Source organism: Streptomyces hazeniae (assembly GCF_031845485.1).
Lineage (GTDB): Bacteria > Actinomycetota > Actinomycetes > Streptomycetales > Streptomycetaceae > Streptomyces > Streptomyces hazeniae.
In genome coordinates, this window is the sequence record NZ_JAVREQ010000048.1 from 1 (window position 1) to 11441 (window position 11441).

11 protein-coding genes and 1 tRNA gene are annotated in these 11441 nt (G+C 71.5%); 2 read left to right on the plus strand and 10 right to left on the minus strand.

The annotated features are described in order from the left end of the window. Positions 1-75: 75 nt before the first annotated feature. Positions 76-441: a hypothetical protein gene (locus tag RM572_RS28250; RefSeq protein ID WP_311676219.1), complete on the plus strand. Its 366-nt coding sequence runs from the start codon at positions 76-78 to the stop codon at positions 439-441. 98 nt (positions 442-539) lie between these two features. On the opposite strand, the gene RM572_RS28255 is transcribed toward RM572_RS28250, so the two are convergent. The 8 genes from RM572_RS28255 to RM572_RS28290 form a co-directional block, all read right to left on the minus strand. Then, complete coding sequence (locus RM572_RS28255; RefSeq protein ID WP_311676220.1) at positions 540-1289, minus strand: LPXTG cell wall anchor domain-containing protein; 750 nt, start codon at positions 1287-1289, stop codon at positions 540-542. Between the two features lie 265 nt (positions 1290-1554). Beyond that, entirely contained in the window at positions 1555-2061 is a 507-nt protein-coding gene (locus RM572_RS28260) for a hypothetical protein (RefSeq protein ID WP_311676221.1), read from the minus strand. 73 nt (positions 2062-2134) lie between these two features. Beyond that, a complete protein-coding gene (pth, locus tag RM572_RS28265) occupies positions 2135-2749 on the minus strand; it encodes an aminoacyl-tRNA hydrolase (protein ID WP_311676223.1) in 615 nt (204 codons plus the stop codon). A 105-nt stretch (positions 2750-2854) separates the two neighbouring features. Then, positions 2855-3472 carry a 50S ribosomal protein L25/general stress protein Ctc gene (locus RM572_RS28270; RefSeq protein WP_311676224.1) on the minus strand — a complete coding sequence of 206 codons (618 nt, stop codon included), beginning with the start codon at positions 3470-3472 and terminating at the stop codon, positions 2855-2857. A gap of 213 nt (positions 3473-3685) precedes the next feature. Continuing rightward, positions 3686-4663 (minus strand): ribose-phosphate diphosphokinase, encoded by a 978-nt coding sequence (locus tag RM572_RS28275; RefSeq protein WP_027764052.1) that lies wholly within the window; start codon positions 4661-4663, stop codon positions 3686-3688. 98 nt (positions 4664-4761) lie between these two features. Next, the gene (gene glmU, locus RM572_RS28280) at positions 4762-6228 is read right to left on the minus strand and encodes a bifunctional UDP-N-acetylglucosamine diphosphorylase/glucosamine-1-phosphate N-acetyltransferase GlmU (RefSeq protein ID WP_311676225.1); all 1467 of its coding nucleotides are present in this window, start codon (positions 6226-6228) and stop codon (positions 4762-4764) included. A gap of 116 nt (positions 6229-6344) precedes the next feature. Next, positions 6345-6415 (minus strand) — tRNA-Gln (locus RM572_RS28285). Positions 6416-6421: 6 nt separating this feature from the next. Then, positions 6422-7363, minus strand: a complete 942-nt coding sequence (locus RM572_RS28290; protein WP_311676226.1) for a hypothetical protein — start codon at positions 7361-7363, stop codon at positions 6422-6424. A gap of 113 nt (positions 7364-7476) precedes the next feature. Between RM572_RS28290 and RM572_RS28295 the strand changes: the two genes are divergently transcribed. Beyond that, a complete protein-coding gene (locus RM572_RS28295; RefSeq protein ID WP_394813722.1) occupies positions 7477-8961 on the plus strand; it encodes a sensor histidine kinase in 1485 nt (494 codons plus the stop codon). Between the two features lie 27 nt (positions 8962-8988). On the opposite strand, the gene RM572_RS28300 is transcribed toward RM572_RS28295, so the two are convergent. Further along, entirely contained in the window at positions 8989-10020 is a 1032-nt protein-coding gene (locus tag RM572_RS28300; RefSeq protein WP_311676227.1) for a coiled-coil domain-containing protein, read from the minus strand. Between the two features lie 318 nt (positions 10021-10338). Beyond that, positions 10339-11441, minus strand: a 1103-nt coding sequence (locus RM572_RS28305) for an SUKH-4 family immunity protein (RefSeq protein ID WP_311676228.1), incomplete at its 5' end; no start/stop codon positions are given.

Sequence of the window (11441 nt, forward strand, 5' to 3'; positions counted from 1 at the left end):
CTCCCACCCCACGAACCCCCATCCCCCCGACACACCTCGAGAACCGCCCTCCGCCGGGGCGTCATGGAGGTAGCTGTGAAAGCTCTGGCACTCACCGGAGTCGGCATAGGTCTGTGCGGCGTCGCCGCGCTCGCCTCACCCCTGGTGACCCTCGTCCTCGCCGGCGGCCGCACCCGCCCGGCCACCACGACCGGCCCGCTCCTCGACGACCTCGTCACCGCGGCCGAACGCAGCCGAACCGAACGCAGCCGAACCGAACGCAGCCGAACCGAACGCGGCCCCGCCGAAAGCGGCCGAACCGACGGCGGCAGCCGGCACGACGGCGACAGCGCGAGCGGCAACACCGCACCGCACCGCAGCGGCGGCACCCCCCTCCCGCCCGGCACCGCCGGTACGCCCAGCGCGCTGCCCTTCATCCCCGCCCAGCGCACCAGGCGCTGACGGCCGCACACCACGCCGCGCACACCACGCCGGCACACCGGTCAGGGCGCCGCTCCACGGGGGAGCGGCGCCCTGACTCATGCCGTGACCTGCCACGCTCAGCGCCGCTGCGCACGCCCTTCCCGGCGGCGCAGCACCAGATACGTGCCCGCGCCCAGCAGCGACGCCCCGGCCGCCGCCAACGCGCCGGCCGGAACCTCCGAGCCCGTCTCCGCCAGATCCCCGGAACGCGGCGCTCCCGGCGCCCCGGAACGCTCGTCCGAACCGTTCGGCGTGGGCCTCGCGCCCTCGTCCGTGGTGGTTTCCGCGGCGGGTTCGGTGGCGGTGGGCGTCGAGCCCGAGTCGCCGTCCGGGGTCTCCGCGTCCTCTCCACCCGCGCCCGACTCCGCCGACGCGGACGGAGACGGCGAAGCGGACGCCTGCGGCCCGCCCGCGGTCTCCTCCACGGGCACACCGTCGCAGTCCACCTCGAACGCCCGGCGGCCGCCGCCCTCGCCGTCGGCCCCCCGCCGGTCCCACACCAGCCGGTAGCGGCCTTCGTCCAGCGCCAGATCACCGCTCCGTCCGGAGCCCTCACCGTCCAGCAGCAGCTCACCCGTCTCGGCCACCGTGCCGGAAGCCCGCTCGACGACCTTCCAGCCGATCTGCTGCCGCCCGTCGAAACCCGCCGCGACCAGGAAGAACGAACAGACCTGGCGGTCCGCGCCCGACAACTCCCGGCCCGAGGCGGCGTCGTGCATCCGCACCGTGCCGGAACCACCGTGCGGGGACGCGAACGCGGCGGGGACCCACAGCAGCGAAGCCGCTGCGGCAACCGTCACCACGGACGCCGAAGAAAGGGCGCGCATGGGCATACCAACTTCGGGTGAAGAAGAGGGGGCTCGCGAGGGGGATGCGCGAGATACGTGACCGGCACAGCTTCCGGCGCCGCCCGGAATCCGGTCAAGCGGGAACTGTCCCACTGGTCCCCTTACATCACCACTGCACCATTGGCGAGGCATAACGATCCAGTGTCGAGCCCGCCGGCGCCGCCGGTCAACGCCGCCGCACCGCCAACACCCGCCGCCACACGCCCCCCTGACGCCACCTCACAGGCAGCCGCGCGAGGTCACGTCACAACAGCACGAACGCCCCCACCATCACGGCCGCGCCCAGCAGCCCGGCCACCCACCCCGTACGCCGCATCCGGAGCCCGCCCGCCAGCACCAGCGACGCCAACAGCAGCCCGCCCGCCAACGGCACCCACGCGAACAGCACACCGGCGGCATCCGTACGCACCGCCTCCTCGCCCTCCGCAAGCAGCGCGACCTCCAGCCGCTCACCGCCGCCGTCCGCAACCTGCGCAGCCACCCACACCCCGTCGCGCCGAGCACCCCCGCCCTCCGGCGCGAACACACCCCGGCAGCGGTCCTCGCCACACTGCTCGACGACCAGCGTCCCCCGCTCGGCCACACCCGCCCGCATCGCCGGCTGCGCCGCGTCCCACGAGGCCCACGCGCCCGCCACCATCAGCAGCAGCGCCAACAGCGCCATGAAGGTGTTCTTGAGCACCAGCAGCAGCCCGTACGCGCTCTCACCGGCGCGACGGACGCGGCTGCGTCTCACGGTGCTGTGGGGCATGGCGCGATACTCAGCCATTCCGCCCCCCGGGTCAACCGACTGCCCGAAAGGTGCGCTTATCGAGGAAATGCGCTCACGAATTGTAGGTACTCTGCGCCCGTTCCAGACCATCCGCGATCAACGACTCGACCGAGTCGGCCGCCCGGTCCACGAAATAGTCCAGCTCCTTGCGCTCCGCACCCGAGAAATCACGCAACACGAAATCCGCCACCGCCATTCGGCCCGGCGGACGCCCCACCCCGAAGCGCACCCGGTGATAGTCCGGACCCAGCGACTTCGTGATCGACTTCAGCCCGTTGTGGCCGTTGTCCCCGCCCCCCAGCTTCAACCGCAGGGCGCCATAACCGATGTCCAACTCGTCGTGCACCACGACCATCCGCGCAACGGGCACCTTGAAGAAATCCCGCAGCGCCGTCACCGGCCCACCCGAGACGTTCATGAACGACATCGGCTTCGCCAGCACCACCCGCCGGCTCGACACCCCCGGCGTACCGACCCGCCCCTCGCACACCTCCGCACGCGACCGGTGCGCCTTGAACCGGCCGCCCATCCGCTCCGCCAGCAGATCCGCGACCAGGAACCCCACGTTGTGCCGGTTCCCCGCATACTGCGGACCCGGATTCCCCAACCCCACGATCAGCCACGGCCCCTCCGGCACGAGACCGCCACCACCGGTGTTCGTCGTCATCGAAGGCCCTCCGCGGCCGTGTAAGAACTCCAGTACGGCGACCGCCGCCCCGCGTGCCCGAGGCACCCGGGACGGCGGTCGCCCGACGTCCGGCGAAGCCGCGGACTACTCCGCGGCGGCCTCCGTGCTCTCCGCCTCGGCCGCGGGCTCCTCGCCCTCGGCCTCCTCGTCGGCGGGCTCCTCGACCTGCGGCGCCAGGACCTGGATGACGATGACGTCGTCCTCCACGGCCAGCGAGGTGTTGGCCGGCAGCTTGATGTCCTTGGCCTGCACCGAGTCGCCCGCGGCCAGACCCTCGACCGACACCGTCACCGACTCCGGGATGTGCGTCGCCTCGGCCTCGACCGGCAGCGAGTTCAGACCGTGCTCCAGCACGTGCTGCCCCGGAGCCAGCTCACCCTCGATGTGGATCGGGACGTCGACGTGGACCTTCTCGCCCTTCTTCACGGTGAGCAGGTCGATGTGCACCAGGAAGCCGCGAATGGCCTCACGCTGCACGGCCTTCGGGATCACCAGCTCCTTCTTGCCCTCGACGTCCAGGTTGATCAGGACGTTCGGGGTCTTCAGGGCCATCATCAGGTCGTAGCTGGGCATCTCGACGTGCACCGGCTCGGCGCCGTGACCGTAGATGACGGCGGGCACCTTCTCCTCGCGGCGCAGACGGCGTGCGGCACCCTTGCCGAACTCGCTGCGGATCTTCGCGGAAAGGTTGACGTCAGCCATGACTGCGCTCCTCGTATGGACATTCCGTTGGACAGGGAGTCACCCGGCCCACGACAGGCCTGCTACGAAGAGCGCGCCGATAACGGAGACCCCACCCGCGCGTCCTTGCGACGACACGCGAACGGCCTCCCTCGCCGAGCAACCCCAGGAGTCTACCCGGCGCGGAAGGCCGCACGAAAATCGATCACCCCCGGCCGGAGCCGGGCCCGCAGGTCAGGCCTGCTCCTCGAAGAGAGAAGTCACCGAACCGTCCTCGAACACCTCACGCACCGCCCGCGCGATCGTCGGCGCCATCGACAGCACCGTGATCTTGTCCAGATCCAGCTCACCCGGCGTCGGCAACGTGTTCGTGAACACGAACTCGCTCACCTTCGAATTCTTCAGCCGGTCCGCCGCCGGACCCGACAGCACCCCGTGCGTCGCCGTGACCATCACGTCCTCCGCGCCGTTCGCGAACAACGCGTCCGCCGCCGCACAGATCGTGCCACCGGTGTCGATCATGTCGTCCACCAGCACACACACCCGGCCCTCGACGCTGCCGACCACCTCGTGCACCGTCACCTGGTTCGCCACATCCGGATCACGCCGCTTGTGCACGATCGCCAGCGGCGCACCCAGCCGGTCCGCCCAACGATCCGCCACCCGCACCCGGCCCGCGTCCGGCGACACCACCGTCAGCTTCGACCGGTCCACCTTCTCGCCCACGTAATCCGCCAGAATCGGCAGCGCGAACAGATGATCCACCGGACCGTCGAAGAAACCCTGGATCTGATCCGTGTGCAGATCCACCGTGAGAATCCGGTCCGCACCCGCCGACCGCAGAAGATCCGCGATCATCCGCGCCGAAATCGGCTCCCGCCCACGGTGCTTCTTGTCCTGACGCGCATAACCGTAGAACGGCACGATCACCGTGATGCTCCGCGCCGAAGCCCGCTTCAACGCATCGATCATGATCAACTGCTCCATGATCCATTTGTTGATCGGAGCAGTGTGGCTCTGCATCAGAAAACAGTCCGCCCCACGAGCGGACTCCTGGAAGCGGACGTAGATCTCACCGTTGGCGAAGTCGAAAGCCTTCGTCGGGACCACACTGATACCCAGCTGCTGAGCGACCTCCTCCGCAAGCTCGGGGTGAGCGCGGCCGGAGAAGAGCATCAACTTCTTCTCGCCGGTCGTCTTGATCCCGGTCACAGCACAGTCTCCTTGCGTTCCGCTGGGCGTGAGTGCCCCTTAACCGTAAACCCCGCCGACCTGCCCCGCGTACCCCACACCGCACACCGGGGCGCAGCTCACACCCCCTCCGAACCCTCCGAAGATCCATCCTCCACACGCTGCGCCGCCTGCGCCGCCGCACTCCCCGGCCGCTTCCGCGCCACCCAGCCCGCGATATTCCGCTGCTGCCCCCGTGCAACAGCCAACGACCCCGCCGGCACGTCCTTCGTGATCACCGAACCCGCGGCCGTATACGCGCCGTCCCCGACCGTCACCGGAGCCACGAACATGTTGTCCGCACCCGTCCGGCAATGCGAGCCGATCGACGTCCGGTGCTTGTGCACACCGTCATAGTTCACGAACACGCTCGCCGCACCGATGTTGGTGTGCTCACCGATCGACGCGTCCCCCACGTACGACAGGTGCGGCACCTTCGTCCCCTCGCCCAGCTCCGCGTTCTTCATCTCCACGAAACTGCCCGCCTTCACACCCCCGCCCAACCGCGTACCCGGCCGCAGATAGGTGTACGGACCCACCGACGCACCCGCGCCGATCTCCGCCCCCAGCGCCACCGTGTGCACCACCGACGCGCCCTCGCCCACCGAGGTGTCCGTCAGCCGCGAACCCGGACCCACCTCCGCCCGCGCCGCCACATGCGTCGTCCCCAGCAACTGCGTTCCCGGCTCCACCACCGCGTCCGGACCGAACGACACCGTCACGTCCAGCCACGTCGACGCCGGATCGACGACCGTCACCCCCGCGAGCATCGCCCCCTCCAGCAACCGGTCGTTCAGCATCCGCCGCGCCTGTGCCAGCTGCACCCGGTTGTTGATCCCCACGATCTCCCGGTGGTCGCCCGCGACCGACGCACCCACCCGGTGCCCGGCCTCCCGCGCGATCCCCAGCACGTCCGTCAGGTACTCCTCGCCCTGACTGTTGTCCGTCCGGAGCTTGCCCAGCGCGTCGATCAGCAGCTTCGCGTCGAACGCGAACACCCCCGAGTTGATCTCCCGCACCGCGCGCTGCGCGTCCGACGCGTCCTTGTGCTCCACGATCGCGGACACCGCGCCGTTCGCCTCGTCCCGGATGATCCGGCCGTACCCGGTCGCGTCCGGCACCTCCGCCGACAACACGGTCACGGCGTTCCCCTCCGCCGCGTGCGCGTCGGCGAGCGCCTGCAGCGTCCCGGCCGTCAGCAGCGGAGTGTCGCCGCACGTCACGAGCACGGTCCCGTCCAGCGCGACACCGGCGGCCGACAGCTCCTCCAGCGCCTTCCGCACGGCGTGGCCGGTCCCGTTCTGCTCCTGCTGCACGGCGGTACGGACGCCGCCGTCCACCTCCGCCAGGTGCGCGGTGACCTGCTCCCGCGCATGGCCCACGACGACGACCAGATGCTCGGGGTCGAGGCTGCGGGAGGCGTGGACGACATGGCCGACGAGAGAACGGCCGCAGATCTCGTGCAGGACCTTCGGGGTCGCCGACTTCATGCGGGTGCCCTCACCCGCTGCGAGAACGACGACGGCTGCCGGGCGGTTGGCGCTCACGGTGTGCCCTTCGGCTTCGGGTGAAGATGACCCCCGCAGGATACCGGTGGAGCCATGAGCGGCGAGGCGGCCGGAGGGCGGGTCCTGGCGCCGACGCCAGGACCCGAACCTCAAGGCTCCCGGGGGAGGATTCGAACCCCCATCAACAGAGCCAAAATCTGCGGACTTGCCCTTAGTCGACCCGGGATCTACCTTATGTCCGATTCGCCGTTTCCGGCGATCGACCTGAACATACTATGCCGCACCACCAGCCTTCGATGCGACGGTACAGGCGGGCACTTCGCGTGACGCGGATCGTGAGGCATCCGCGGTGGTCTGGTCCGCGGTTGAGGCGGGTGGAGATGTTCTTCTTGAGCCAGGGCTTCATGAAGTCCGAAGCCGGCAGGCCGACGATCTCTGCCCAGAACGACGTCGCTGCGCCCACGTCCTCGGAGGCGTGGATGTGCACCGAGCAGCGCCAGCGGTCGCGACCCACCTGCAGCATTTCGAGGAAGCGTACGAAGACCCTGATCATGTCGGGGTCGCTGTTGGTGAACGTGACGCACTCGCGGCGGGCGTAGGGCTTGTCCTTCTGCCCTTCGGCCCAGTACAGCGCGGCCCCGACTAGCAGCAGCTCGTGATCGCTCATCTTGCCCACCTGGCGGCGCGCTTCGTCTTCCAGGTGGCGTCGCTCGGCGTCGCGGTCGGTGTAGTGGCGTACCAGGCCGGTCTCCATGCGCTGCATGCGCGGGATGTCCCTCCATCGTGGCGGCGGCTTGGGGAGATCCCGGACCCATGCCGAGATCGACGACTTGGAGACCCCGAGCCTGTCGCGGATCTCGTCGTAGGTCTTCCCTTCCGTGCGCAGCTCCCGGGCGCGGAGGCGGAGGTCGTCCTTGGCGTTGGGGCGGCGGGTCCAGGCCGGGGGTGGCTCGTCGGCGACGAGACGGTTGAGCAGGTCGTTGTTGTGGACCTTGAGCGCGTCGCGGATCTGGCGGCGGCTGAGGCCCCGGCGCCGGAGGGCGACCGCCCTGGCGCGCAGCTCCTCGTAAGTGGCGGTGCCGCGCAGAATGCCGCCCGTGCCGTCGCCGTCGCGTCGGCGCCGCTGGTGCGGGATGAGCGGTCCGTCCTGAGATGCCCCGTGTGTATCGGTCATGTGCTCACTCTCCTCGCACATGTGGTCGCATGGGGCGAAAGGGCGTCGCATTCACCAGTTCGAGTGGTGCACGCGGTCGGGAGAGCGGGCCGGGACGGTCTTAGGGTGGCGGTATGACCGAGTCGGGGGAAGTTGCTCGAGCCCAGGACCAGGGCGGGCGGTCGGGTGCGCCGGAGGGCGGTGGCGGTCCGTGGTGGTGGGAGCGCCGCCGGGCCATGGTGCTGGACGTGGTGCTGGGGGTGCTGTCGGCCGCGGAGTGTGCGGCGGAGGGGGTGAAGTTCTCGGGCACGGCCGGTGTGCCGGTGGTGTTCGGGGTGCTGCTGGGGGTGGTGGCGGGTTCGGTGCTGGTGCTGCGGCGCCGGTGGCCGATCGTCGTGGTGCTGGTGGCGATCGCGGTGACGCCTGCCGAGATGGGTTTTCTGCTGAGCACGGTGGGCCTGTACACGCTGGCGGCGTCGGATGTGCCGCGGCGGATCACGGTGTGGCTGGCCGGGATGATGGTGGTCGGCGGCGTGATCATCACGTTCGTCCGGGTGCATCAGAGTGTGAGTCAGGAGTCGGGGTTCGATCCGCCGGGGTGGTTCGTGCCGACGGTCTCGCTGGCGGCGTCGGTCGGGGTGACGGTGCCGCCGTTGCTGCTGGGGATGTACGCGGGGGCGCGGCGTCGGCTGGTGGAGAGCCTGCGGGAGCGGGCGGACGGTCTGGAGTGGGAGCTGTCGCTTCTGGCGGACCGGGCCGAGGAGCGTGCGGAGTGGGCGAGGAACGAGGAGCGCACGCGGATCGCGCGGGAGATGCACGACGTGGTGGCGCATCGGGTGAGTCTGATGGTGGTGCATGCGGCGGCGTTGCAGGCGGTGGCGTTGAAGGATCCGGAGAAGGCGTCGAAGAACGCGGCTCTGGTGGGGGACATGGGGCGGCAGGCGCTGACGGAGCTGCGGACGATGCTGGGTGTGCTGCGCACAGCGGACGGTGGGGGGCGTGCGGCGCCGGCGGGGGAGCGGGAGCGTGCGGCGGGGGAGCGGCCTTCGCGGCTGGCGGATCTCGCGGCTGCGGCGTCCGGGGCGGCGTCCGAGGGGGCGTCCGGGGCTGGGCCGGAGGTGCCGTCGGTGTCGTCGTCCGGGGAGGGCGCGCGGGTGCCGTCGGGTGTGGGGCCGGGCGCGGCGTACGGGCCTCCGGAGGAGGACGGGGCGGCGGGGCCGTCCTTGGGTGAGCTGGAGGTGCTGGTGGGGCAGTCGCGGCAGGCGGGGATGGCGGTGGAGCTGTCGGTGTCGGGGGAGTCCCCGGCCGCGGGCTACGCGGCGCGGGTGGAGCGGACGGCGTACCGGGTGGTGCAGGAGGCGCTGACGAACGTGCACAAGCATGCGGCGGGCGCGCGGACGCGGGTGCGGCTGGCGCATCGCGAGGGGGAGGTCGCGTTGCAGGTGGAGAACGAACCGCCGTCGGCGGGGGTGGCGGACGCGGGTCTGCCGAGTGGGGGGAACGGTCTGGTGGGCATGCGGGAGCGGGTGTCGGCGCTGGGCGGGGTGTTCGTGTCCGGGCCGACGGATGCGGGGGGTTTCCGGGTGTCGGCGGTGATTCCGGAGGGCGGCGCGGCCTGAGCGGCGCCGCCTCGCGGCGTGGCCGGGTCAGCCGTCGGAGCGTTTCGTCTGCTCCGGCAGGTGGGGTTCCGTTTCGGTGGCGTTGTCGTTGCGGCCGGGTTCCGTTTCGGCGCCGTCGGCAGGGGGTTCGGACCGGTCCGTGGGGGCGTTGCCGTCGTCGCCGTCGGTGTCGTGTGTGTCGTCGACGGTGTTGCCGCGGCCGGTGAGGGTGGCGAGGCTGCTGCGGACGTGGGCCATGTGGGAGCGGAGTTCCTCGGCCTGTTCGTCGTGGTCGCGCAGGATGCGGTCGGTGTCGCGTTCGATGCGGTCCTGTTGTGCGCGGGCCTGGGCGAGCAGGTCGGCGGCCTGGGCCTCGGCGTCCTCCTGGCGGTGGCGGGCGGCCTCTTCGGCCTCGGCGTGGGAGCGTTCTGCTTCGGCGAGGAGGTTGCGGCCGTGGTCGTCGAGGCCGGCGAGGCGTGCCGCGGTGGCGGCCTGGTGTTCGCCGAGTTCGCGGTCGAGGGCGTCGCTGCCGGCGGTGTGTTCCTTGCGCTGGTCGGCGAGGAGGGACTGGCAGCGCCGGGTCATCTCCTCGTGGGCGTCGGCGGCTTCGCCGCGGATCTCGGCGGCGGCTTCGCGGGCGGCGGTGCGGAGTTCGTCGGCCGCGGTCTGGGCGGCGTCGCGGGTGCGGCGGGCGGCGGCTTCGGCGGCGTCGCGGGTGCGGGAGGCCCGCTCGTGTGCGGCGTCGCGGGTGGCGGTGGCGTCGTGTTCGGCCTGTTCGGTGCGGTGCCGGGCTTCCGTTTCCGCTGTGCTGTGGACTTCGGCGGCTTCCGTTTCCACTTCGGCGAGGAGTTCCTGGGCCCGGGCGCCGAGGCTTTCGTAGGTCTGCGGGGGGAGGGTGGCGACGAGGTGGTGGAGGCGTTCGGCCTCTTCGGTGAGTTCCTTGGCGAGCAGGGTGAGCCGGGCGGCGCGTTCGCCGGCCTCGTCGCGTTCCTGGGTGAGGTCGGCTACGCGGCCGTCGACCTGGTCGGGCCGGTAGCCGCGACGTACGACGACGAAGCCGTGCGGCGACGACGCACTCATGGATGCCCCTTGTCTCGAGCTGCTGCGTGTCCTCGCGCGGCGGGTGCCGCGAGGGGGTGGCGACGCGGTCGGGTGTGCCCGGTTCGCCCGTACCCGCGTTCCAGCATGCGTCATGCCTGGCGTCGGGCCGTAATCGGCACATCCTGTCGCAAGTGAGCGGATTCAGGCGGGTGTCGGGGCGGTGTGGAAGGCGGTGGTGGCCCGTGTGACCGGTGTTTTCGCCGTGGGGCGGGGCTTCGGCGGTGGTGGCGGTGCGTCAGCGCGTCGTTCTGCCGGGCCACCCTGTCGGGTGACCCGGCGGTGCCGGTGGGGCACGCCTCAGAACAGGCCGTCCCACATCTGTTCGAGCAGCACCGACCACCAGTTCTCCGGCGTGGAGAGGGCGGCGGGGTCGAGCATGGCGAGCTGCATCTGGAAGTCGACGGTCCAGCGGCCGGCTTGTTCCGGCGTGAGGCCGTAGCGCAGGCGCCACATGCGGCCGAGCAGGGCGAGGCAGCGGATGAACTCGGGCAGACCGGTGTTGACGAACTGCGGGGTGGCGGAGCTGCCGTCGGCCTCCGCGTCCAGCGGGACGGCGACGATGTGCGCGGTGCCGTACTGGACGCAGAGCTGGCGGCCGAAGTCGTTGCCCATGACGAGGTACGAGCCGGCGTCGGGCGCGGGCCGGGCGCCGCGTTCCTGGGCGAGTTCGGCGAGGGTGGGCACGGGGCGGCCCGGCTGGGCCTGGCCCCAGAAGAAGGGGCCCACGTCGACGGGTACGCCGGCCCAGACCAGCACCTGGCCGACGATGTCGGGGACGCCGTGCCGGGAGACGGCCCGCTGGTCGAAGCGGAAGACGCCCTGCGGGCCGAACGCCTGGGCCAGCTCGTGGCCGATGGCGTCCGGCGGGATGGGCGGCGCGAGCTGGATCTGGTGCGGCGGGGGCAGCGGTACGCGGTGGGGTGCGGGGCGCGGCGGCGCGTCGGCGACCTGGTGCAGTTCGCCCTGGTGCTCGACGAGGTGCCGCATGCCCTGCTGGCGGGAGGCGTGGTCGGTGCCGTAGGCGGCGGTGTGGCTGACGCGTACCTGGGGCCAGGTCTCGCGGATCATGCGGGCGCAGTAGCCGCCGGGCAGGTCGCAGGATTCGAGCTCGGTGTGCAGTTCCAGGACCTGCTGCGGCGGCACGTTCATCGCGCGGAGTTCGTGCAGGATCTGCCACTCGGGGTGGGGGGTGCCGGGTGCGGAGCGCCGGATGAGCTGCTGTTCGGAGCCGTCGGGTGCGCGGTAGCGCAGGACGGCCATGTAGCCGGGGCCGACGGTGGGGGCGCCGGGCTGCTGGGGCTGGCCGTAGGTGGGGGGTGCCGCGCCGGCGTGCGGCGGGGGCGTGCCGTGGGGCATCGGGGCCGCGGCGTGTGGGGGCGGGCCCGGGTGCGGGGCGGGGA